The 21,052-nt window shown below is 63.5% G+C and carries 22 protein-coding genes; 7 read left to right on the top strand and 15 right to left on the bottom strand.

The window, feature by feature from the left end:
* Positions 1–59: 59 nt before the first annotated feature.
* Complete coding sequence (locus DBW_RS15335) at positions 60–527, bottom strand: Lrp/AsnC family transcriptional regulator (protein ID WP_066728618.1); 468 nt, start codon at positions 525–527, stop codon at positions 60–62.
* Between the two features lie 211 nt (positions 528–738).
* On the opposite strand from DBW_RS15335, the gene DBW_RS15330 reads away from it, so the two are divergent.
* Positions 739–1,047, top strand: coding sequence for a hypothetical protein (locus tag DBW_RS15330; RefSeq protein WP_066728617.1), 309 nt, complete (start codon positions 739–741; stop codon positions 1,045–1,047).
* 81 nt (positions 1,048–1,128) lie between these two features.
* Here the strand turns inward: DBW_RS15330 and DBW_RS15325 are convergent, their stop codons facing one another.
* Complete coding sequence (locus tag DBW_RS15325) at positions 1,129–1,554, bottom strand: hypothetical protein (RefSeq protein WP_066728616.1); 426 nt, start codon at positions 1,552–1,554, stop codon at positions 1,129–1,131.
* Between the two features lie 189 nt (positions 1,555–1,743).
* Here DBW_RS15325 and DBW_RS15320 point away from each other — a divergent pair, with 189 nt between their 5' ends.
* Positions 1,744–2,970: an MFS transporter gene (locus DBW_RS15320; RefSeq protein ID WP_197463662.1), complete on the top strand. Its 1,227-nt coding sequence runs from the start codon at positions 1,744–1,746 to the stop codon at positions 2,968–2,970.
* Between the two features lie 217 nt (positions 2,971–3,187).
* Here the strand turns inward: DBW_RS15320 and DBW_RS15315 are convergent, their stop codons facing one another.
* Complete coding sequence (locus tag DBW_RS15315; RefSeq protein WP_066728613.1) at positions 3,188–3,481, bottom strand: type II toxin-antitoxin system RelE/ParE family toxin; 294 nt, start codon at positions 3,479–3,481, stop codon at positions 3,188–3,190.
* Positions 3,481–3,720 (bottom strand): type II toxin-antitoxin system ParD family antitoxin, encoded by a 240-nt coding sequence (locus DBW_RS15310; protein ID WP_066728611.1) that lies wholly within the window; start codon positions 3,718–3,720, stop codon positions 3,481–3,483. The genes DBW_RS15315 and DBW_RS15310 overlap by 1 nt, the downstream gene beginning before the upstream one ends.
* Positions 3,721–3,936: 216 nt before the next feature.
* On the opposite strand from DBW_RS15310, the gene DBW_RS15305 reads away from it, so the two are divergent.
* Positions 3,937–4,893, top strand: coding sequence for an IS1595 family transposase (locus tag DBW_RS15305; RefSeq protein WP_066723323.1), 957 nt, complete (start codon positions 3,937–3,939; stop codon positions 4,891–4,893).
* 299 nt (positions 4,894–5,192) lie between these two features.
* Here the strand turns inward: DBW_RS15305 and DBW_RS15300 are convergent, their stop codons facing one another.
* From DBW_RS15300 to DBW_RS15290, 3 genes are all read right to left on the bottom strand, one after another.
* Complete coding sequence (locus DBW_RS15300; RefSeq protein WP_066728609.1) at positions 5,193–6,488, bottom strand: TRAP transporter large permease; 1,296 nt, start codon at positions 6,486–6,488, stop codon at positions 5,193–5,195.
* A 52-nt stretch (positions 6,489–6,540) separates the two neighbouring features.
* Positions 6,541–7,080, bottom strand: a complete 540-nt coding sequence (locus tag DBW_RS15295; protein ID WP_066728607.1) for a TRAP transporter small permease subunit — start codon at positions 7,078–7,080, stop codon at positions 6,541–6,543.
* A 68-nt stretch (positions 7,081–7,148) separates the two neighbouring features.
* Positions 7,149–8,264, bottom strand: coding sequence for a TRAP transporter substrate-binding protein (locus DBW_RS15290; RefSeq protein WP_066728605.1), 1,116 nt, complete (start codon positions 8,262–8,264; stop codon positions 7,149–7,151).
* 232 nt (positions 8,265–8,496) lie between these two features.
* Between DBW_RS15290 and DBW_RS15285 the strand changes: the two genes are divergently transcribed.
* Both DBW_RS15285 and DBW_RS15280 read left to right on the top strand, forming a co-directional pair.
* Positions 8,497–9,471, top strand: coding sequence for a quinone oxidoreductase family protein (locus DBW_RS15285; protein WP_066728603.1), 975 nt, complete (start codon positions 8,497–8,499; stop codon positions 9,469–9,471).
* A 152-nt stretch (positions 9,472–9,623) separates the two neighbouring features.
* Positions 9,624–10,391 carry a hypothetical protein gene (locus DBW_RS15280; protein ID WP_066728602.1) on the top strand — a complete coding sequence of 256 codons (768 nt, stop codon included), beginning with the start codon at positions 9,624–9,626 and terminating at the stop codon, positions 10,389–10,391.
* Positions 10,392–10,487: 96 nt separating this feature from the next.
* Here the strand turns inward: DBW_RS15280 and DBW_RS15275 are convergent, their stop codons facing one another.
* From DBW_RS15275 to DBW_RS15255, 5 genes are all read right to left on the bottom strand, one after another.
* Positions 10,488–13,598: an efflux RND transporter permease subunit gene (locus tag DBW_RS15275; RefSeq protein ID WP_066728601.1), complete on the bottom strand. Its 3,111-nt coding sequence runs from the start codon at positions 13,596–13,598 to the stop codon at positions 10,488–10,490.
* A gap of 9 nt (positions 13,599–13,607) precedes the next feature.
* Complete coding sequence (locus tag DBW_RS15270; RefSeq protein WP_066728599.1) at positions 13,608–15,026, bottom strand: efflux RND transporter periplasmic adaptor subunit; 1,419 nt, start codon at positions 15,024–15,026, stop codon at positions 13,608–13,610.
* Between the two features lie 10 nt (positions 15,027–15,036).
* Entirely contained in the window at positions 15,037–16,344 is a 1,308-nt protein-coding gene (locus DBW_RS15265) for a TolC family protein (protein ID WP_066728597.1), read from the bottom strand.
* 97 nt (positions 16,345–16,441) lie between these two features.
* Positions 16,442–16,879, bottom strand: a complete 438-nt coding sequence (locus tag DBW_RS15260) for a hypothetical protein (protein ID WP_066728596.1) — start codon at positions 16,877–16,879, stop codon at positions 16,442–16,444.
* A 183-nt stretch (positions 16,880–17,062) separates the two neighbouring features.
* Positions 17,063–17,467 carry a hypothetical protein gene (locus tag DBW_RS15255; RefSeq protein ID WP_066728594.1) on the bottom strand — a complete coding sequence of 135 codons (405 nt, stop codon included), beginning with the start codon at positions 17,465–17,467 and terminating at the stop codon, positions 17,063–17,065.
* Positions 17,468–17,801: 334 nt separating this feature from the next.
* Here DBW_RS15255 and DBW_RS18635 point away from each other — a divergent pair, with 334 nt between their 5' ends.
* Entirely contained in the window at positions 17,802–17,966 is a 165-nt protein-coding gene (locus tag DBW_RS18635) for a hypothetical protein (RefSeq protein ID WP_157471917.1), read from the top strand.
* Between the two features lie 73 nt (positions 17,967–18,039).
* Complete coding sequence (locus tag DBW_RS15250) at positions 18,040–18,939, top strand: ethylbenzene dehydrogenase-related protein (protein ID WP_066728592.1); 900 nt, start codon at positions 18,040–18,042, stop codon at positions 18,937–18,939.
* A gap of 467 nt (positions 18,940–19,406) precedes the next feature.
* Here the strand turns inward: DBW_RS15250 and DBW_RS15245 are convergent, their stop codons facing one another.
* The 3 genes from DBW_RS15245 to DBW_RS15235 all read right to left on the bottom strand — a co-directional run bounded on the left by DBW_RS15245 (position 19,407) and on the right by DBW_RS15235 (position 20,971).
* The gene (locus DBW_RS15245; protein WP_066728590.1) at positions 19,407–19,691 is read right to left on the bottom strand and encodes a CopG family transcriptional regulator; all 285 of its coding nucleotides are present in this window, start codon (positions 19,689–19,691) and stop codon (positions 19,407–19,409) included.
* The gene (locus DBW_RS15240) at positions 19,663–19,947 is read right to left on the bottom strand and encodes a BrnT family toxin (protein WP_066728588.1); all 285 of its coding nucleotides are present in this window, start codon (positions 19,945–19,947) and stop codon (positions 19,663–19,665) included. Before DBW_RS15240 ends, DBW_RS15245 begins: the two co-directional genes overlap by 29 nt.
* A gap of 286 nt (positions 19,948–20,233) precedes the next feature.
* A complete protein-coding gene (locus DBW_RS15235) occupies positions 20,234–20,971 on the bottom strand; it encodes a DUF1847 domain-containing protein (protein WP_066728586.1) in 738 nt (245 codons plus the stop codon).
* Positions 20,972–21,052: the final 81 nt, after the last annotated feature.

Below are 21,052 nucleotides of genomic sequence, written 5' to 3'. Positions count from 1 at the left end.
TGAAATTTGGTCCGTTGTTAGCGCTGCATCGGTTCAGGATAGGTTTTGACAGCTCGGGATTATCGGCTGCCCGTTGAATTTTCCAAGTCAATGCGCCGGGTTTCCTTCACGGTGTTGAGGACGATCTGGGTGCGGGTACTGCGCACACCCTCGATAGCCGCCAGTTCGTCGCGCAGGATGCGCCCCAGGGCAGTGGTTCCGGCGACCCGCAGTTTGACCAGGTAGCCATCCTCCCCGGCAACCTGGTGAACCTCCTGTACACCAGTGATGGACGCCAGTTCGCCGGCCAATCGGCCGTTGCCGGCACGGGTGGCGGCAACGGTGATGAAGGCGGTCAAGCCCTGGCCAAAGGGTTCGGGATTGAGCCGCACCTCGTACCCCTCGATAATGCCGCGCTCTTCCAGCTTGCGGATCCGCTCCAGCACGGCCGACGGCGCCATGCCGACCTGGCGGGCGACCTCGGCGTTGGGGATGCGCGCCTTCTCCTGAAGGATGTTCAGAATTTGTATGTCAATATCATCAATCATTCTCTAAAACCTAATTTTTAGAGAATTATATTCTTGTGTGGGTTGGTTGTCAAGAACCAGTCCCGATTCGCCGGGAGCTGTGCCGAACCACAGGGCACCGCTGCCGCTCCCTTCGCCAAAGCGTGCGAGTCTCCCCCTTTTCCCATCCCGGCCGCTGGCGTAGAGTGGCGCCGAGCTGAACCAATCCTTTCATCTCAAGGAGTTGTCGATCATGCTTCGTAAGAGTCTGGGCCTTGCCGCGCTTCCCCTCTTGACCGAGGCCGGGAGCGCCTTCGCCGCAGGGGAGTCGGCGTTCCGCCCCGACCAGTTCATCCTGCTGGTCTTCCTCAATCTCGTCGTCGGCTTATGCCTGCTGATCCTGGTCGGTGGGGTGGTCGTCGCCCTCGTCGACCGCCTGCGCCGGTCGCGGAAAGCGCAACTGCGGTTCGCCCCGGCGTCCCGAAAATTGGGCCGGACCGGGTCGCTGGTGCCCATCGAAACTCGGACCGCCGCCGTCCGTCACCCAGGGGTGGGCGGTTAGCTGAACCCCCGGGGCCGATCACGCAAAAGGGCCTGCCGTAATGGCAGGCCCTTTTGCGTTAGCAGGGAGCAGCCGCCGAACTCAATGCATGCTGGCGAGGATCTGGCGGACTTCCTGTTCAAGAGGTTCACTCGGGGTGACGACAATGGCCCGATCGGCGACTGTGGTGCGGAAACGGGCTTCCTCCTGGTGGCGCTGGTAGGCCTCGCGCAGCTCATCCGAAACCCGGTTGAGGGTCTGGACCGTGACGTTGTGCTCGGCCATCATCGACTTGAAGCTTTTCACTTCATCCCCCTCGATCCAGGCGATGCCGAATTTTTTCGGCGGCTTGCCGATGAAGACGTAGGCCCCGCCATCCCCCGGAATCACCTCCAGCGGGTCGGAGATGTCTTTCGCCAACTCCTCGAGGTTACCGCGGATCGCTTCCAGCCGGCCGGCCGCTTCGGTATCGGGTCCCAGCTCCGGAAACTGGGGTTCGCTACCGAACATTTTCGAGAACAGTCCCATGACTTCCTCCTTTCCAAAACGGTGGTTTATAAGTAATACCCTAGCGGAACAGTGGGAGAATTGCAAACCACTCGTTGAAAATTGTTAACGATTTTGCCGGCCCGAAGATGCGGCGGACAGATTTTCGCTGGTCAAACCGGGATCATTAAGGGAGAATAAAATCACTTTTCATCCTGAGGAGTGTTTGCCGTGCCCCTGACTGCCGCCACCCTGCTGCGCGTCTTCATCCCCTTTGCCCTCGGCTATTTCCTCTCCTACGTCTTTCGCACCGTCAACGCGGTCATCGCTCCCGACCTGGTGGCGGAGATCGGCCTGGCGCCGGCCAGCCTCGGTCTGTTGACCTCTGCCTATTTCCTGACCTTTGCCGCCTTTCAGCTCCCCCTCGGCCTGCTCCTCGACCGCTTCGGTTCGCGCCGGGTCGAGGCGGCGCTGCTCCTCTTTGCCGCCGCCGGGGCCCTCCTCTTCGCGCGGGCAGAGAGTCTGACCGGCCTGGTGCTCGGGCGGGCGCTGATCGGCCTCGGGGTTTCCGCCTGCCTGATGGCGGCCTTCAAGGCCTTTTCCACCTGGTTCCCCCCGGAACGACTGCCGCTGGCCAACGGTGTGCAGATGGTCTCGGGCGGCATCGGCGCCCTGACCGCGACGGCACCGGTGGAGGCCGCCCTGGCGTTCACCGACTGGCGTGGCATCTTTCTGCTGTTGGCCGGGTTGACCCTGGCGGCTGCGATTGCCATCTTTCTCATCGTCCCGGAAGGGAGCGCTCATCATTCCCGGGAGAGTCTGCGCCAGCAGCTGCAGGGGTTGCGGACGATCTTCACCAGTCGGGCCTACTGGCGCCTGGCGCCCTGGGCGATTCTCGCCCAGGCGGCCTACCTGTCGATTCAGGGGCTCTGGTCCGGCCCCTGGCTGCGCGACGTGGCCGGCCTCGAGCGCGCCGCTGCCGCCGATGTCCTCTTCCTGATCGCGCTGGCGATGATTGCCGGTTATCTGGGATTCGGAGCCCTGACCGATCGGCTCAGTCGCCGCGGGGTGGCGCCGCGCACGGTGGCCACGGCCGGCATGGGAAGTTTTCTGCTGGTGCAGCTGCTGCTGCTCGGCCAGTGGTCTTTTGCCACCGTTCCGCTCTGGTTCCTGTTCGGTCTCTGCGGCACCGCCTCGATCCTCCCCTATGCCGTCATCGCCCAGGCCTTCCCCCGCACTCTCGCCGGCCGCGCCAATACCGCCCTCAACCTGCCGGTCTTCGTGGCGGCCTTTGCCGGCCAGTGGGCGATCGGCGCGATAATCGGGCTCTGGCCGGAAGTCGCCGGCCACTACCATCCCGACGGCTATCGGGCCGGGTTCGGTCTGCTGCTGCTGTTGCAGGGAGGAGCGGCGCTCTGGTACTGGTGGGGTGGCAGGAGGGAGGCTGAAGGCAAATAGGAGGGACTTTAAGTTCAAGGTGATCCAGGACCGATTTGCAGAACAGAATATAGGACGGCCCAACCTGATGATTTCAGGCTGGGCCGTTTTCCATCCTGGAACTCGTGCAAGGCGAGCAAAGCCTGCCAAATTCCTCTGGCGGGCTTTGCATGTTACAGGAGCACTGGGTTACCGGAAAAATGGGTTTTGGGGCAAGAGACAACGACCGGCTGGGATCCTAAAGATGCGTCTCGATGTCCATTCGCTCATGCAAGACGCGCACGATTTCGATCATGCCGGGGCTCTGCGTGCGATAATAGATGACGTGGCGGCCGGTGGGATATTTGCGGTAGCCGGGACGAACCCGGTCTAAGCGTTCACCCTGGTTTGGGTTTTCGGCAAGAGCACGAAAACAGCGATCGAGTTGAACCAGATATGTGCGCCGCTGCTCGCGCCCCCATCGTCCTTGAGTGTAGCGGCCGATCTCCCGGAGGTCTTCGAGGGCGCGCTTTGTCAGCGTAAATAGCGGCATTAGCCGAGTTCCTTGTCAAGTTCGCGGTTTAAGGCGTCCAAGGAGTAATCCGCCATACCGCTTTGCTCGCCCTCGACCAGTGCCCGGCGCAGCACCTCCAACCGCGTCTCACGCTCCTCTAGCAGGCGTAGACCGGCGCGGATTGCCTCGCTGGTCGAGCCATAGCGGCCTTCTTCGATCGCGTGGGAAATAAATCTCTCGTAGTGTTCGCCCAAGGTGACGCTGGTGTTTTTGCCCATGATCTCCTCCTTTTGTCTTCTTGATATTACCATATAATATTTATTGGTAGTTTTCCAGGTTTCAGCGCAAATTTTTAGAGCAAACCATATCATCCATATCATCAGCGGATATTTTTTTACCTGATTAGGTCTGATTCTCAGCTATGACACATTCTGTCGCACAGGGAGCATAGAGTTTGGCCATGGAACTCATGAATAACAAGGAGGTTAGCATCCATGGCCATCAATCGTATCCAGTTCCAACCGGGGCTGAGCTTGGCTGATTTTCTCAAAGACTATGGTACGGAGGCCCAATGCGAGGCGATCCTTGAGCACTCGCGCTGGCCCCAAGGATTTGTCTGTCCAGCATGCGGTGCAAGCCGCGCGGTCCAGTTTCGGCGAGGACGGTCGAACATCTTCCAGTGCTGTCGCTGCCGCAAACAGATCTCGCTGATCTCCGGAACGATTTTCCATGGGAGCAATCTGCCGCTGACCCAGTGGTTTCTGGCCCTCTACTTCATGACACAAGGCAAGTCCGGCCTGTCGATGCTGGAGTTGAGACGAATGCTGGGTTTGAGCTACAAAGCGGCTTGGCGGCTCAAGCACAAGCTCATGCAGGCGATGTTCGAGCGCGAAGAGACAACGGTTCTGGCCCAGCGGGTCGAGATCGACGACGCCTACTTGGGCGGGGAACGCTCCGGCGGTAAGGTTGGTCGCGGTTCGGAGAACAAAGTTCCCTTCATTGCGGCAGTGGAGACCAGTCACGAGGGCCATCCGCTGCGAGCTGTTTTTAGCCGGGTGACGACCTTCAGCAGCCATGACGTTGATCAATGGGCCAAGAATCACTTGGCACCGACGGCGCTGGTCGTTTCTGATGGCCTGAATTGCTTCCGCGCCGTCACCAAGACTGGGTGCTACCATCAGCGAAAGGTGGTTGGTGATCAACGCAGAAGTACCGACATGGGCTGCTTCCACTGGATCAACACCATCCTGGGCAATCTTAAGACGGCCATGGCCGGAACGTATCATGCGTTTGACTTCGACAAATATGCGCATCGCTATCTGGCCGAGTTTCAGTACCGGTTCAACCGGCGGTTCGATCTGCGCAGCATGCTGCCAAGACTGCTGTTCGCCTGTGTCTCAATCGGCAAGCGGCCCGAGGCCTGGCTTCGCCGAGCTGAGAATTGGACCTAATCAGGTTTTTTTATGACGACTCCCACCGCGGCGGAATTCAACCCCAAGGGGAAAAGGAGCACGTCATGGCAACAGGAATGCGAATAGGTTTTCAAGGGTAAGTTCATCGGGGCAAAGACTCGATGTCCAACTGGATCGACTGGCGGATTGCGACAGAGTTTTTCGCGAGAAGGTCTCCGGAAAATCCACCAAAGGCCGACCCCAGAAAGACACTGCAACTAGAGACACCTTTCGGGTGAACTGACAGCCAAGAGGGCGGCCCTGCCGGGACGCCCTCTTGGCTGTGAACCCGCCCGCGATCAATGCATGCTGAGGCCGAAGGTGTGCGGGAAGAGGATCAGGATGGCAAGGACGATTACCTGCAGAACAATAAAGGGGGCCACCCCGCGGTAGATGTCCATGGTTCGGACCTCCGGCGGCGCCACCCCCTTGAGGTAAAAGAGGCTGAAGCCGAAGGGCGGGGTCAAAAAGGAGGTTTGCAGGTTCATCGCTACCATGATCGCGTACCAGAGTGGGTCGATGCCGAGGCGGTCGGCGATCGGCGCCAGGATCGGGACGATGATGTAGGCGATCTCGACGAAGTCGATGAAGAAGCCGAGGGCCATGATGGCAATCATCGAGAAGATCAGAAATCCCCATTTTTCCCCGGGGAGGGCGAGCATGAAATCCTCGACGATGTAGTCGGCGCCGGTGTAGGTGAAGACCATCGAGAAGGCGGTCGCACCGATCAGGATGGCAAAAACCATGGCGCTGATCTTGACGGTTTCGGAAGCACTGTCCCAGGTCATTTTTACCGTCAGTTGCCGGTAGAGAGCGGCCAGGATCAGAGCGCCGATGCCGCCCACGGCGGCCGATTCGGTCGGAGTGGCGACGCCGACCAGGATCGAACCGAGGACCAGCACGATCAGGACCAGGGGGGGGACGATCGCCTTGAGGGCGGTCATGACCTGGTGGCGCTTGTTGCCGTGTTCTTTCCCGAGACGCACCGGCGGCGCCAGCCTGGGCTTCAGCACGGTGATGGCGATGATGTAAATGACGTAGGCGAGGACCAGCGTCATTCCCGGCCAGAAAGCGGCCTTGAAGAGGTCCCCGACCGGCTGCTGGAAGACATCGCCGAGGATGATCAGGATGATCGACGGCGGGATGATCTGGCCGAGGGTCCCGGCGGCGCAGATGGTACCGGTAGCGAGGCGTTTGTCGTAGTTGTATTTCAGCATGACCGGCAGGGAGATGACCCCCATGGCGACGACGCTGGCACCGACCACCCCGGTCGAAGCGGCGAGCAGGGCGCCGACCAGGACCGTCGAGATGGCGATGCCGCCGCGGATTTCGCCAAAGAGAGAGCCCATCGATTCGAGCAGGCGCTCGGCCAGCTTCGACTTCTGCAGGATGATCCCCATGAAGATGAAGAGGGGAATCGCCATCAGGATCGTGTTGTTCATGATGGAATAGATGCGGTGCGGCATCAGGCTGAAAATTCTCGGGCCTTCGGCCAGCAGGCCGAAGAAGACTGCCGTCCCGCCGAAGGTGAAGGCAACCGGGAAGCCGGCCAGCAGCAGCACCAGGGCGGTCAGAAACATTAAAATGCCGATCATGAAAACCTGTCCCTTTATTCCAAGAGTAACGCCTGCGATAGGCTGACGGCGATCAGAGCCGCTTGCTCTGGTCGGAGATCTGGCCCGGTGGCTCGACCCCGAGGAAGATGTTGAGGTTGCGGATCATGAACCCGAGGGAGGAAATGATCAGGAAGATGAAGGAGATCGGGATCACCGCCTTGATGATCCAGCGCTGGCCAAGCCCCCCGGGGTCGCCGCTGATTTCGCCCGACTGCCAGGATTCGTGCACAAACCAGATCGAGCCTTCGATGATCAGAACGCTGATCGGGATCAGCAGCAGCAAGGTGCCGGCGATATTGATAATCGCCTTGCTGCGTGGCGCCAGCCGGTCGTAGAGAATATCGACGCGCACGTGGCCGTCTTCCATGAGGGCGAAGGCGATGCCGAACATGAAGAGGACCGAATAGAGGTGCCACTCCATTTCCTGCAGGGCGATCGACCCGCTCCGGAAAAAATAGCGCATGATGGCGTCGTAGAAGACGTTGACCAGCATCAGCAGCATGGCGACCGTGGCAATCGCCCCGACGACCCGGGTGAAGCGGTCGATCCATTTTTCCAACCGAAACAACATGATTCACGAACTTTCTGGACAGGAGTAAGCCCCGGGCCCGAGCCGGGCCCGGGGCTGCAAGGGGCGCGTCAGTCTTCCAGGTTGTCCTTGAGATAGGCGTAGTCGGAGATGGCCGTCCAGCGCCGGGACATCTTCATGTAAGCCTTCTGCGAATCGATGATCTCCTTGAACTGGGGATCCTTGGCCGAGTACTCGGCGATCAGTTCGTTGTTGGCCTTCTTCATCGCCTCGATGATCGGTTTCGGGAAGGTGCGGATCTTGACATCCGGGTACTCCTTGTCAATGGAGGCGAGGCCGACCGCGCTTTCATGATAGGAACGGGCGTACATGTCGTAGGCGGCAAATTCCATCGCCACGGTGAGGATTTTCTGCAGGTGCGGCGGCAGGGAGTCGAACTTGCCCTTGTTGACCAGGAACTGGAGTTCGGTGGCCGGCTCGTGCCAGCCAGTGTAGTAGTAGGGGGCGATCTTCTGGAAGCCCATGTTCAGGTCGAGGGAGGGGCCGACCCATTCGAGGGCGTCGATGGTGCCACGGTCAAGCGCCGTATAGAGTTCCCCCGGGGCGATGTTGGTGACGACGACGCCGAGCTTGGAGAGGACTTCCCCGGCGAATCCGGGAATCCGCATTTTCAGCCCCTCCAGATCCTTGAGGGTTTTGATCTCCTTGCGGAACCAGCCGCCCATCTGGTTGCCGGTGTTGCCGCCCGGGAAGGAATAGACGCCGTGCTGGTCGTAGACCTTTTTCATCAGGTCCATGCCGCCGCCATAGTAGAACCAGGCATACTGCTCCGGGGCGATCATGCCGAAGGGCATGGTGGTGAAAGGCATGGTGCTGATGTCCTTGCCTTTCCAGTAGTAGGAAGCCGAGTGACCCATTTCATATTGCCCCTCCTTGACCATGTCAAGGATGCCGAAGGGGGACTTGTGCTTGTTGGCAGTGTCGATGCGGATGATCATCTCGCCGTTCGACATCTCCTTGACCAGCGCCGCCATTTTCTCGACCGCGTCGCCAAAGATCGGGAAGCCGCTCCCCCAGGTTTGCGCCAGTTTCCATTCGATGACTTTCTTGGGCGCCTGCTCGGCCGCAGTCTTGGTCGCCTGCTGTTGGTTGCAGGCGGTGACTCCCAGCAGAGTGCCACATGCCAGCAACCCGATGGTGAATTTCAAGAACCGTGCTCTTTTCATCCGTTCTCCTCCTTGGCTGGTGAACTGTTTGAGAGGGCCCAGGTGCCCGTTGTCGCAGACATTCTGGGATGGATTGATGGACAACCCAGATTAAAACTATTGCTTGGAATGTCAGGCTTGTCAATGGATGTACAACGATGTTTCCAATCTGTTGAAGCAGCAGGTCAGAGTCTTGACGGATTGTCGCCGGCTGTTAACGTTGAACAGGAAAAATCCACACGGAGGTGACCAGATGACAAAGGCTGTCCGGTTTTACCAGGCTGGCGGGCCCGAGGTGCTGCGCTGGGAAGATGTTTCGCTCGCTCCGCCCGGTCCGGGGGAGGTCCATCTGCGCCATACGGCCGTCGGGTTGAACTTCATCGATATCTACCACCGGACCGGCCTCTACCCGCTGACGCTTCCCGTTACCCCGGGACTGGAAGGGGCCGGCGTGGTCCTGGCGGTCGGAGACGGGGTCGGCGACCTCGCTCCCGGCGACCGTGTCGCCTACGCCGGCGGCCCCCCGGGGGCCTATGCCGAAGAACGCCTGATCCCGGCCCACCGCCTGGTCAAGCTCCCCGACTGGCTCGACGACCAGCGCGCCGCGGCGATGATGCTGCAGGGGATGACCGCCCAGTACCTGCTGCGACGCACCTTTCGCGTCGGCCCCGGCGACCCGATCCTGGTCCACGCCGCCGCCGGCGGCGTCGGGCTGATCGTCTGTCAGTGGGCCCGCTATCTCGGCGCCACGGTGATCGGTACCGTCGGCAGTCCCGAAAAGGCCGAGCTTGCCCGGGACCACGGCTGTCATTATCCGATACTTTATCGGGAGGAAGATTTTGTCGCCCGCACTCGCGAGCTCACCGGCGGCGAAGGGGTGGCAGTGGTTTACGATTCGATCGGCCGCGACACCTTCCTCAAATCCCTCGACTGTCTGCGCCCCCTCGGCATGCTGGTCAGCTTCGGCCAGGCTTCCGGACCGGTCGAATCGTTCAACCCGGGTCTCCTCGCCGCCAAGGGCTCGCTCTTTCTGACGCGGCCGTCGCTGATGGCCTACACCGCCAAACGGGAGGACCTCCTCGCCAGCGCCGCCGAGCTTTTTAACGTGGTGGAAAATGGAGCCGTCAGGATCGAGGTCAACCAGACCTACCCGTTGCGCGAAGCCGCCCGGGCCCAGCGCGATCTCGAAGAACGCAAGACCACTGGTTCGACGGTGCTGCTCCCCTGATCCCGGGGTTCCCTTGATTTTGTGTTGACCTCGAGTAGTATGAAGTCCTGATCCCGGCTGGTATCCCTGGCGTTGACGGCCTTCTGCCGCCGCGGTGGCGCGGCGGTTCGACCGTCCCGGCCGGATGTGGTGTTTCAGAGGAGGATTGCCTTATGGTTGCCCTGATACGCTTTTTTATGCCGCTGCTCCTGCTGCTACTCCCCCTCGACGGGGCCATTGCCGCTGATCAGCCCCTCAACCGGGCGGAGGTCACAACCGTCAAGCGCAAGCTGGTCGCGGTCATCGAGGCCATCGGCGCTCCCCAGGGCTATGTCAGGGCCGAGGAGAACTTCAGCTTGCCGACCAGTATCTCGACCATGACGTCGGGGGCCTTCCATGCCGTCAGCGCCGGGGCCGACCTGCGCTTCGACGGCGGCGCCGAAAAGCAGTCGAAACGTTCGGAGAAGGAAATAGAGGAGGAATACCGCCGCAAGATCCTCGAAGCGCAGGCGTCCGGCGATTACCAGGCGCTGGCGACCCTGACCCAGGAAATGATGCAGAAGGCCGGCCAGGCCCAGCTCGCCGCCGAGGACGCCCGCCGTGAGCCGGTTGCTGTCAATATCGAGTTCAACCAGGCGACCGGCGCCACCATCGACCCCGACGGGGTGGTCTTCGAACGCCCGGGAGTGATCGCCCTCAAGGAGCGCTCCGGGCGCGACGAGGAGAAGCTGAGGGTACGCATCTTCTGCGATCCGGTCCATCTCAAGCAGACCGAGACCCTCTCGGAGATTCGCCTTTACGACGATCCCGATCCGGGGGTGGAGGGGAAGACCACCGTTCGCAACCTGGTGATCGAGTTCAATGGCCCGGCAGCAGTCGTCGAAGCCTGGGCCAAGCAGGTCGACATCGCCAAGGCAATGGCGCAGATCGGGGGAAAGTAGCTCGTCCCCCGGTCGGCAGAAAAAAGAACGGCAAGCGGGCGCCTTTCCGAAGAGTGGCGCCCGCTTGCCGTTTAAGGTTGCTTCTGGGGCGGCCTGTTATGGCGCCCCCGTCCCCCCCTTCCGGGCGCTTCGCCCTGCCGCCACCACATACAAGGTCGGCAGGACCAGCAGCGTCAGGAGTGTCGAGGTCAGCACCCCGCCGATGACCACCGTGGCGAGTGGACGCTGCACCTCGGCGCCGACCCCGCTCGAGAGCGCCATCGGCAAAAAACCGGCGGCGTCGACGACGGCGGTTGCCACCACCGGCAGCAACCGTTGCCGGGCGCCGGCGCTGACGGCCTCGACCAGGGAGGAACCGTTCTCCAGGAAGGTGCGGATGGCGGCGATCATGACCTGGCCGTTGAGGACGGCGATGCCGGCGAGGGCGATGAAGCCAACGGCGGCGCTGACGCTGAAGGGGATGCCGCGCAGCCAGAGGGCGCAGACGCCGCCGACCGCCGCCAGCGGAATGCCGGTGTAGATGATCAGCACGTCCCGCAGCCGCTTGAGACTGAACCAGAGAAGCACGAAGATTAGCAGCAGCGTCAGCGGCACCACCAGGGCGAGGCGCTGTTGCGACCGCTCCAGGTTCTCGAACTGCCCCCCCCACTCGACAAAATAGCCGGGCGGCAGCTTGAGGTCGCGCTCGACCAGCGTGCGCGCCTCGTCGACAAAGGAGGCGACGTCGCGGCCGGTAACGCTGATCGAGACCTTGAGCAGGCGCCGTCCCCATTCGCGGTTGATGGTCGAGGGGCGCTCTTCTTCGCTGACCTCGGCCAGCGCCTGCAGCGGCAGGATCGCGCCGCCGCGGGTCGGCACCAGGGTCGCGGCGAGTGCGGCGGGATCCCGCCGCTGGGCCTCGGGAAGCCGCAGCACCAGCGGGAAGGAGCGCTCCCCCTCGTAGATCGTGCCGACCCGGGGGGTGCCGACCGCCTCGACCATGCTCAGCACCTCGCGGACGGTGACCCCGTTGCGGGCGAGCCGCTCCTGGTCGACCTTGACCTGCAGGGTCGGTTGCCCGGTGATCTGTTCCGCCGACACCTCGCCGACCCCCGGAACCCCATGCAGCAGCTGTTCGACCTGTTCACCGAGCCGGACCAGCTCGGTGAAATCTTCGCCGTAAATCTTGATGCCGACATCGCCGCGAATCCCCGACAGCATCTCGTTGACCCGCAGTTCGATCGGTTGCGTCAAAACCACCCGGATTCCCGGCAGCCCTGCCATCTCCTGCTGCACGGCGGCGGCCAGTTCCCCCTGGGTGGAGGCGCGGGTCCACTGTTCGCGCGGGTAGAGGGTCATGAAGATGTCGGTCAGCTCGGTCCCCATCGGGTCGGTGGCGACCTCGGCGCTGCCGAGCCGGCTCCAGACGTGGTGTACCTCGTCCGGGAACTTTTCGCGAATCATCGCCTCGAGCCGGGTGTTGTAGGCGACCGATTCCTCGACCGAGACGCCGGCGAGCCGGACGATGCTCGCCACCAAAGCCCCTTCCCCCATGCGCGGCAGGAACTCGCCGCCGAGGCGCGGGGCGAGGGCCCCGGTCGCCAGCACCAGGGCGAGGGCGACGCCGAGGGTCAGCAGGCGACGACGCAGGACCCAGCGCAGGGCCGGCAGGTAGAGGCGCCCGAGCCAGTTTTCGGCCCGCCCCTCCTTTTCGCTGAGCCGCTGCGGCAGGAACTGGTAGGAGAGGATCGGGGCGAGGAAGATCGCCACCAGCAGCGCGCCGAGCAGGGCAAAGATAAAGGTCCAGGCCATCGGCCGGAACATCTTCCCCTCGATCCCCTGCAGGGTCAGCACCGGCAGAAAGACCAGCACGATGATCCCCATACCGAAGGCGATCGGTCGCGCCACCTCGCGACTGGAGGCGAGGATGCAGCTCATGCGCTCGGCGGCAGTCAGCTCGCGGCCGAGCTGCAATTGCCGTTCGGTAAGGCGGCGCAGATTGGCCTCGGTCATGACCACCGAGCCATCGACCAGGATGCCGAAGTCCATGGCGCCGAGGGAGAGGAGGCTGGCGGCGATGCCGAGCTGCCACATCCCGAGGCCGGCGAAGAGCATCGAAATCGGGATGGCCGTCGCCACCAGCAGCCCGGCGCGGACGTTGCCGAGGAGCAGAAAGAGGATGACGATGACGAGGATCGCCCCGGCGATCAGGTTGTGCTCGACGGTGGCGATGACCTGGTCGATCAGCTCGGTGCGGTCGTAGACCGTCTCCAGCACCACATCCGCCGGCAGCGCCTTGCGCACCGTGTCGAGGCGGGCCTTCAGCGCCGTCGTCACCTCGCGACTGTTCTCCCCCATCAGCATGAAGCCGAGGCCCATGACCACCTCGCCCTCCCCCTGGTAGGAGACGGCGCCGCGGCGCAGCTCGTGGCCGATGCGCACCTCGGCGAGGTCGCGAACCCGCACCGGAATCCCGTCATGGGTGGCGACGACGATATTGCCGAGCTGGTCGAGGCTGCTGACCCGGCCGATGCCGTGAACCAGCAGCGCCTGGCCGGCGGTGATCACCTGGCCGCCGCCGACGTTGGCGTTGTTCTCCTCCAGCGCCTGGCGCAGATCGCCCAGCACCAGCCCGTACTTGATCAGCCGCTCGGGAACAACGATGACGTGGTACTGGCGTTCGAGGCCCCCCCAGGAGTTGATCTCGGCGACCCCGGCGACCTTGCGCAGCTCCGGCTTGACCACCCAGTCGTGCAGGGTGCGCAGCTCGGCGAGGGTTCGTTTCGGATCGCTGGAGCGCAGCACGTAGTGAAAGACCTCCCCCAGTCCGGTGGAGATCGGTCCCAGCTCGGGGCGGTCGATGCCGTCGGGGAGGCCGACGTTGGCGAGGCGTTCCATCACCAGCTGGCGCGAGTCGTAGATCGGCATGTCGTCGCTGAAGGTGACGACGACCTGGGAGAGGCCGAACTTGGAGATCGAGCGGACGCTGGTCAGGTGCGGCAGGCCGGAGACGGCCAGTTCCACCGGCATGGTGAGCTGCCGTTCGATCTCCTCCGGACCGAGGGCCGGGGCGATGGTGTTGATCTGCACCTGCACCGGGGTGGTGTCCGGGAAGGCGTCGACCGGCAGCCGTGCCAGGGTCCAGGCGCCGACAGCACCGGTGATGACGAAGAGGAGAACCACCAGCAGGCGGTTCTTCAGGGTGAATTCGATCAGACGTTCAAACATGGCAGCTCCCTAGTGGTCCGCGCAGGATGCGCCGAGGCGCGATTTGAGCAATTCCGACTTGAGGGCGAACCCCTGGCTGGCCGCGACCCGCTCGCCGGCCTGGACGCCGGCGGCGAGCAGGACGTCGTCGCCGCGCCGCGGCCCGGCCGCCACCCGGCGCACTTCGAAGAGGTCCTTCTCCCGGGCGACGAAAACATAGGCCTTGCCGTCGATCGACTGCACTGCGGCGGCCGGAACTGCCACCATCGCAGGGCCACCAGCCACCGTTTCCGCGCCGGCCAAAAAGGCCTGGCCGAAGAGGCCATCCTTGAGGGTGCCATCGGGATTGGCGACCTCGGCGACCACCCGCAACAGACGGGTCTGCGGGTCGAGGCCGCTCGCCACCTGGGTGATTCTCGCGGCAAAGCGCCGGCCGGGGAGATCATCGAATTCGGCCTCGATCGCCGCGCCGACGCGGGCGAGCTGCAGCTGGGCCGGACTGAGCTGCAACTCCAGCCAGAGGGTGGAGAGGTCGGCGACGGTGAAGAGCAGGGTCTCCGGCGCCAGGGTCTGGCCGAGGACGACGTGACGGGCGACCACGGTGCCGGCCAGCGGCGAGCGCAGCGCCAGACGCGAGCCGGTGTCGGTCCCCTCTGTGGCGTCAAAGGCCTGCAGCTGCTCGCGCAGCTGTTCGGTCGCGGCCCGGCTTGCCTGCTGATCGGCCAGGGCCTGCTCCAGTTCGCGGCGGGCGCTGACGCCGCGCTCGACCAGCTCCTGCTCGCGGCGGACGTTGGCCTCGGCCAGCTCCAGCCGCCCGAGCGCGGCCCGGTAGTCGGCCCGGGCCGTCGCCACTGCCGGCGAGTCGATCTCCGCCAGCAGCCCGCCGCGGGTAACGCGCTGCCCGGGCTCGACGGCGAGGCGGCGCACCACACCGCCGGAGAGGGCCATCACCTCGGCGAGCCGCGAGCGGTTGTAGAGTACCCGCGCCGGGACGGCCTGGCCGGCCGCCAGCTGCGCCGGCTCTGCCGCAGCAATCAGGATGCCGGCACGCTCCGCCGCCTCCGGGGTGGCGAGACGCATCAGCACCCCCTCACCGGGGAGGAGGCTGGCCATCAGCGGCGGATTGCAGAGGACATCCACCGCCTCAGGCATCCGGTGCTCGACGCAGTATTCGCCCGATTCGGGCGCGGCGCCATGGCCGTGCCCGGCATGTTCATCGGGTGCAGCGCCGTGGTCGTGGCCGGCATGCTCGTCCGTGGCCGGGGCATGGTCATGCCCGGCATGCTCGTCCCGGACTTCCGCCGCCGTGGCCGGGGTGCCCTGTGCATGGCCTTCCTCCCTTTCGGTTTCCGTTGCGGCGTGCAGGTCCGGGGAGTGGGCGCCGACCCCCCAGCCGAGACCGGCGGCGAGGAGGATGAGTGCGGCGATAATGAGATGACTCTTTTTCATGATGTGAACCTCACTGGACAGGTGATTGGTTGATGGTCGCGGCCGGGTCGGCGCCGAGCAGGCGCTGCAGCTCACTGGCGGCGAGCTGGCAGGTATAGACCGCTTCAAGCTGCCGCCGGCGCGCCTCGAACAGGGTCCGTTGGGCGTCGAGCAGTTCGATCAGGTTGAACTTGCCGGCGCGATAGCCGAAATCGGCAGCGGCGAAGCTCTCGGCGGCAGCGGGGACGATCTGCTGCGCAAAGAGCTCGGCCGCGGCCCGGGCATCGGCGAGGGCCTGCCAGGCGCTGCGCAGCTCCTGGCGTGCCTGGTTGCGGGCGCTCTGCGCCCGGGCCAGCTCGCCCTGCAACCGGCTGCCGGCGGCGGCCACCGCCTCCCGGCCCGAGTTGAAGAGGGGAAGGGGGAGCGCCACCCCGAAGACCAGGGCCTGGTCGTCACTCTCCTGGAAGTGCCGCCAGCCGAGGGTCAGGCTCGGGTCGGGAATGCGCTCGGCCCGGGTCTGGGCGAGCTGGTTCCGGCTCCGGGCGCTGGCGAGCCGGGCGCGCGCTGCTGCCGGGGTCTGCTCCAGCAGTCCTTCCACCGTCGCCAGTTCGGGAAGATCGGGGAGGGGCGTGAGCTCCCCGGCGAGGCGCTCGAAGTCGACCGCGGTTGCACCCCAGGCCGCCGCCAGGGCCTGCCGCGCGAGCTCCAGGGCGCGTTCGGCCCGCGAGCGTTCGAGGGCGGCGATGCTCGCTTCACCCTGCAGGCGCAGGCGGTCGACGCGCGGGGCCTTGCCGGCGCTGATCCGCTCTTCGGCCGCCTGCAGCGAGCGGTTGGCTGCCGCCACCTCTTCCTGGGCCAGCTGCAGCTGCTCCTGGGCTGCCAGCACCGCGAGGTAGCGCTGCCGGGTTGTCGTCAAAGCCTTGATGCGGGCGCTGGCCTGCGCGGTGGCGGCGAGCTCGAGGGCGAGGTCGGCCGCTTCCCGGCGCAGCCGGCGTTTGCCGCCGAGTTCGACCGGCAGGCTCAGTTCGAGGGTCAGCTCGGCGCCGTCGCTCCCCTGGTAGGCGCCACTGCCGAGGGCATTTTCCAGCGAAACCCCAAGTTCGGGGTTGGGACGGCGCCCGGCCTGGCGGCGCTCGGCGGCCGCGGCCTGCTCTTCGGCGCCGGCCGCGGCGAGGTCGGGATTGGCGGCGAGGGTGCGCTGCAGCGCCTCCTGCAAAGTCAAAATCTGCACCGGCGCGGTGCCGCTTTGGGCTTCAGCCGAGGTGCCCAGGGGTAGGACAAAGGGGCCGAGCCCGAGCAGGACCACGAAGGTCCCGAACAGGAAGGGTCGGGTGGACATGGTGATATCTCCAGATGTACTGCGCCCACAGGACGCAGTGAGAGGGTCTTCGGGGCGGTTGGGCACCCGGGGTGGTGAGGGGCAATGCGGGAGTGACTTAAATCAGCAGGACGATGGTGCGGTGCTGGCGGATCTGAGCGGAGAGACGTGGCGGGACGTGCGGGGTGTGGCTGGCAACGCGGGCGGCCCCGGTCGGACTGGCGGTAAAGGCCGCTGGCACGATCGCCGGCAGGGCCGGAAGGTCGAAGTGCGACGTTAAGTCGCGGACCCGGGGCGAGCCCCACTTAAAGGAGGAGGAGATGTCGAGGTAATGGTCACAGTCTTCGTCCCCGGCTTCGAGGGCGATGTGAGGGGGCGCGCCTGATCGCGCGGCGGCTCCGTCCATGCTGCAATCGTTGGCCAGCGCTGCTTCGAGGGTCGCCTGGCCGTCGGTACTCAGGCACCAGACATGGCCGGAGACGCGCGCTCCGCTGGTGACCAGGGAGAGGAGGAGCAGGCAGAGCAGGGGGAGATGAAAGCGGCGGCGTTTGAGCATAGTGGGCGGAATATAACCCGAATCGGGTTTCGAACGCAAGCCCTGGCCCTTCGGAGTGGCGGGCTCTGGCGGCCACTCCGGCAAATCCACCCGGGCAGAACCTGTCCCGGGGCGAGCCCGGAAGAAAAAGGGACAATACCGGTGGCCGGCCTCCTCCCGGATTTTTCCTGCGGTCGGCAATGGCTAACGAACGCGCATCCGTTTCTGGTAGGACCTGTTGATGTTGGCCAGCCAGCGCCGCACCAGCTGCTCCTCGTCCTGGCTCAGGTCGGTCCCGGGGCTGCGCAGGATCTCGACGGTCCCCTCGCTCTGCACCGTGGCCAGGACCTCGGCGCAGAGTTCGCCGCCCCGGCAGGCCTGGGCAGTGACGGTGTGATTTTCCCGGTCGAGGCCGCGAACCTCCCAGCGGTATTCGGCAAAGGCGTCGAGCAGCGCTTTCATCGCGCGCTCCTGGACCGCCGCGCCGCTCTCGCCGGCCGCGGGCTCGGCATGAAGGATGTAGGGCTTGTCAAGCAGGTAACGGGAAGTGGAACAGCCGGCGGCAACCAGGCACAGGGCGAGCAGTGAAATCCAGATCCCTCTTTTCATGGTCTCTTCCTTATTTTGGTGGGGGATGGCGCTTTCGGACCGACCGGGTCGGCGTTCCGGACAAGTATGAGGTATCGGGGGCTCTTTGCAACCGGGAAGATGGGGTGAAATTGTTGTTTCTGACAGGACAGGCAAGGAAAGGACGGGCCGGTTTCCAACCAAAGCGTCTCTCATCTTTCGAACACGCTGATGGAAATGGCCCAGGCGGCGCAAACCGGATGCCGCAGCGGGTCCCCCTTCTGTTCCTGCAGCTGGTGCTGTTTTTTTCTGCGGAAGTTTACACACTGGCAGAACCTTTGATGGCATGCGGGGGGATTTTTCTAGGATACCTGCCATGCAGATTGCGCCGAGCGAAAATATGCCGGGGCCATTTTCGGACGTCATCGGGGTGCTGCTGGCCGGCGGCAAGAGCCGGCGGATGGGGCAGGGCAAGGAAAAGTTCATGATCCCACCGTCAGCAATCTCAGGCACGCTACGGGGAATCCGGCCAAAAGAGTAGACATTCAGCAAAAATATGGGAAAAATGAGGAACGCCGCATCGAATGAAATTTTTTCTGCCTCAGGAGGAGATAATGAAAAAGAGCTGGTGTGCCATTTCGGTTGCCGCCCTGGTCAGCCTTTCCCTGTCGCCGCTCACCACCCTGGCCGCCCAGGCGGAAAATTCCATTACCGCCTACAAGAGCAGCACGGCGCCGGTACTTGACGGCGACTGCAGTGAACCGGCCTGGAAGGAGATCAAGCCGACAACTGTCATGGATCGAACCGCCAATACGCCCTTTTTTTTGAAAGCGATACAGGCCGACGGCCAGCTCTTTTTCTGCGTTCAGTATGCCGATGCCGCTGAGAACGCATTCCATAGCCCATGGCTCTGGGACAAGGATTTGAACAAATATCTTTCCGGGCCGCACCGCGAAGACACCTTCGTGTTCAAGTGGAACATGATGGACAAACCGGTCAACCTTTCCAACTTCTCCGAGGACCTCTACACCGCCGATGTCTGGTACTGGAAAGCCAACCGGACCAATCCGGCCGGATTTGCGGATGACAAATATCATATTCTTTCCGACCAGCCCGGCGATGGTGCGACGGAAACCGTCAGCGCCAGTGGCAAGAAGCGTTACCTCTTCCGCAAGAGCGATTCCGGCAAGCCGGCCTACAAAGAGGTCAAGAAGGCCCCGGCCGAATTCACCACCCCGCTGGTTAACCGTTTCGAGGCGGTGGCACCCGAAGGTAGCCGTAGTGATGTCAAGGCCAGGGGTGTCTGGAGCGCCGGCTACTGGACCATCGAGTTTTCCCGCATATTCAACACTGGGCACCAGGATGATGTGCAGTTTGATCCGAAAAGCGACAAGACCTATCTCTTTGGGGTTTCGATCTACAGCCTTTACGGCCAGCCGCTGGTGATGGATCAACCGAACCGCTACGGCATGGGACGGATCTCCGATCCGCTGGAGCTGGTATTTGAAAAATAGCTTTCCGTGGTAGCGGTTTGCGAGATCACCGGGAAAACCGAAGCGGGGTTCGGAAGCTTGGCCACTTGGAGGTCTGCCCTCGGGGACCCGCATCGTTAAATGGCAGGCTGGCAAGTAACGCCCCGCCAGCCTCTGTACGTAGGGGACGAGCAGAAACTCCGTACCGCCATGTGAACTCCACCTCGCCACGCACCCGGGACCCCAGACGGATGGGTCCCGGCGCCATTGGGTGCGGGTCGGAATACAGATGGAAGCCCACCGCCCTACCTGACCAGCACTCCGCTGCGCCACCGCATGGCCCCACGCCCAGTGGCGGCCCTTTCTTTGGTGACTTTCTTTGGGCCGGCAAAGAAAGCCACCCGGCTACCGGCCGGGACCGGGGGTCCTATTTCCATGTTTGCAGGCCTGGCAGGAATGCCCCTCCTTAACACTGCCTGCCAGAGCGAAAAAGCAGAAAATCTCCGCGGTTACCTCCCCTTTTCGCCGACCACCTGTCCCGGGTGGTCGGAGGCCTCCTGGGGCTGTTTCCGGGCATCGACGTAGGCGTCAAGCAGTTGCCGGATCATGCGCTGGTATTGGGTGTGGTGCTTGCCGGCCTCCGTCTTGAAGAAGTCGACGCTCTTCTTGCTGAGCGAGATCGTGACCTTTACCGATTCCTCACGGAACGCCAGTTCTTCGGGCGCGGGGAGGAAGTCCGAAACGACGCGCAGGTCGCCGAGGGGTTCATCCGTGTAGCGAATTTTCTTGCTCATAAATGGCCCTTCCTTTCCGCCAGTACCCGGCCCCGATGATGCGGATGACGTCTTTGCGGTAAGTGAACCGCACCGTGAGGATGCCACCTTTCACCTCGCCAAAACAGTAATAGCGGCGCTCCCGTTGGCTGTGGTTCGCGTCCTCGGCAATGACGCGGCGCGGGTCGGCGAAGGCATACTGGGCTTCGGCAAAAGCGATACCGTGCTTTCTTCGGTTTTCCAGGTCCTTTTCCAGGTCCCATTCGAAATGCGTCATCGACCCGGCACCATTCTATCACGAGCTGCCCGATAAGCCATACCTTTGTATGGGTGATTGGGTGCGGTGCGTTTCGCTGGCGAGCAGGGCAGGGCGGGCCAGGCTGCCGGGAAAAACGGCCTGTCGGACCGATTAAAGGGGGCGAGCCAGAAAACTGGCTCGCCCCCTTTCGCGCATGGAAGATAACGATTCATAACGGATTGTTTCACGGTTCCCCCTCCGGAAATTATCGATGAAAGCAGGCCCTCCTTTGATACCGGCAGCAGCACCGGCTGTCAGCCGAATTTCAGTCCTCCAGCTTCGGCACCTGCACCTGCTGCTTCTGCAGTCGCTTGTAGTAGAAGTTCTGGCCGTAGAGGACCGCCGCCGGGTTGTGGCCGGTGACGCGGTCCTTGACGACGAGGGTGGTGACGGGAGCGTCGGAGTGCTTGGCGAAGAGCATGTCGTGGCCGACGCAGAGGCCGATGATGACGTTCATGTCGGTGCCGGCCTGGTTGAGGAGCTGGGCCTGGGCGATCGGGTTGCAGGCCGGCTCGAAGGTGCCTGGGCGGACCTTGTGCTCCTCGCCGATGCCGAGCTCGAGCTTGTCGATGCTGCCGGCCTTGCAGCAGACCGAGAGGGGTTCGAAGCCCTGGGCGGTGAGGATCTCGGCGAGGCGGTTGGACTCATCGAGCAAGCCGATGCAGGTGCCGATGCCGATCTTCTTCCAGCCCATCAGCTTGGCCAGCGCGATGGTGTCCTCGACCCGGGTCCAGCGGGCGTTGACGGCGTCGGAGCCGGGGACCGGCTGGTAGCAGAGCCCTTCGACGATCGCCGCTACCCGCGCCAGCTTGGCGTCGGCGTCGCTGCCGGTGTAGCGGGCGAAGGCGTCATTGATGATCTGTTCCTCCCGCTCCGAGGGGCAGTAGGCCGGGGCGGCGCCGCGGCTCTTGGGATCGCTCCAGCAGTTGGTCGTCCCCTGTTTCTGGAAGACGGCACTGCAGCTGGTGCAGCTCAAGGGACTCTCTTCTCCGGACTCTTTCATGGGGCGGCCTCCGTAATATGCGGATTCTGGAATGGATGGCCTATTCTGCGGGGAAGCGGCCGCCGGCGCAAGGAATAATTT

This window comes from Desulfuromonas sp. DDH964 (assembly GCF_001611275.1).
Lineage (GTDB): Bacteria > Desulfobacterota > Desulfuromonadia > Desulfuromonadales > DDH964 > DDH964.
This window is presented reverse-complemented; position numbering and strand designations above follow the sequence as displayed.

Bases quoted from the DNA above. Each gene is read 5' to 3' on its own strand.
- DBW_RS15300 (WP_066728609.1), bottom strand. From the start codon at position 6,488: ATGATCGGCATTTTAATGTTTCTGACCGCCCTGGTGCTGCTGCTGGCC.
- DBW_RS15240 (WP_066728588.1), bottom strand. From the start codon at position 19,947: ATGACGCATTTCGAATGGGACCTGGAAAAGGACCTGGAAAACCGAAGA.
- DBW_RS15310 (WP_066728611.1), bottom strand. From the start codon at position 3,720: ATGGGCAAAAACACCAGCGTCACCTTGGGCGAACACTACGAGAGATTT.
- DBW_RS15255 (WP_066728594.1), bottom strand. From the start codon at position 17,467: ATGAAAAGAGGGATCTGGATTTCACTGCTCGCCCTGTGCCTGGTTGCC.
- DBW_RS15270 (WP_066728599.1), bottom strand. From the start codon at position 15,026: ATGAAAAAGAGTCATCTCATTATCGCCGCACTCATCCTCCTCGCCGCC.
- DBW_RS15290 (WP_066728605.1), bottom strand. From the start codon at position 8,264: ATGAAAAGAGCACGGTTCTTGAAATTCACCATCGGGTTGCTGGCATGT.
- DBW_RS15275 (WP_066728601.1), bottom strand. From the start codon at position 13,598: ATGTTTGAACGTCTGATCGAATTCACCCTGAAGAACCGCCTGCTGGTG.
- DBW_RS15330 (WP_066728617.1), top strand. From the start codon at position 739: ATGCTTCGTAAGAGTCTGGGCCTTGCCGCGCTTCCCCTCTTGACCGAG.
- DBW_RS15295 (WP_066728607.1), bottom strand. From the start codon at position 7,080: ATGTTGTTTCGGTTGGAAAAATGGATCGACCGCTTCACCCGGGTCGTC.
- DBW_RS15265 (WP_066728597.1), bottom strand. From the start codon at position 16,344: ATGTCCACCCGACCCTTCCTGTTCGGGACCTTCGTGGTCCTGCTCGGG.
- DBW_RS15325 (WP_066728616.1), bottom strand. From the start codon at position 1,554: ATGGGACTGTTCTCGAAAATGTTCGGTAGCGAACCCCAGTTTCCGGAG.
- DBW_RS15250 (WP_066728592.1), top strand. From the start codon at position 18,040: ATGAAAAAGAGCTGGTGTGCCATTTCGGTTGCCGCCCTGGTCAGCCTT.
- DBW_RS15335 (WP_066728618.1), bottom strand. From the start codon at position 527: ATGATTGATGATATTGACATACAAATTCTGAACATCCTTCAGGAGAAG.
- DBW_RS18635 (WP_157471917.1), top strand. From the start codon at position 17,802: ATGCAGATTGCGCCGAGCGAAAATATGCCGGGGCCATTTTCGGACGTC.
- DBW_RS15260 (WP_066728596.1), bottom strand. From the start codon at position 16,879: ATGCTCAAACGCCGCCGCTTTCATCTCCCCCTGCTCTGCCTGCTCCTC.
- DBW_RS15305 (WP_066723323.1), top strand. From the start codon at position 3,937: ATGGCCATCAATCGTATCCAGTTCCAACCGGGGCTGAGCTTGGCTGAT.
- DBW_RS15280 (WP_066728602.1), top strand. From the start codon at position 9,624: ATGGTTGCCCTGATACGCTTTTTTATGCCGCTGCTCCTGCTGCTACTC.
- DBW_RS15235 (WP_066728586.1), bottom strand. From the start codon at position 20,971: ATGAAAGAGTCCGGAGAAGAGAGTCCCTTGAGCTGCACCAGCTGCAGT.
- DBW_RS15245 (WP_066728590.1), bottom strand. From the start codon at position 19,691: ATGAGCAAGAAAATTCGCTACACGGATGAACCCCTCGGCGACCTGCGC.
- DBW_RS15315 (WP_066728613.1), bottom strand. From the start codon at position 3,481: ATGCCGCTATTTACGCTGACAAAGCGCGCCCTCGAAGACCTCCGGGAG.
- DBW_RS15285 (WP_066728603.1), top strand. From the start codon at position 8,497: ATGACAAAGGCTGTCCGGTTTTACCAGGCTGGCGGGCCCGAGGTGCTG.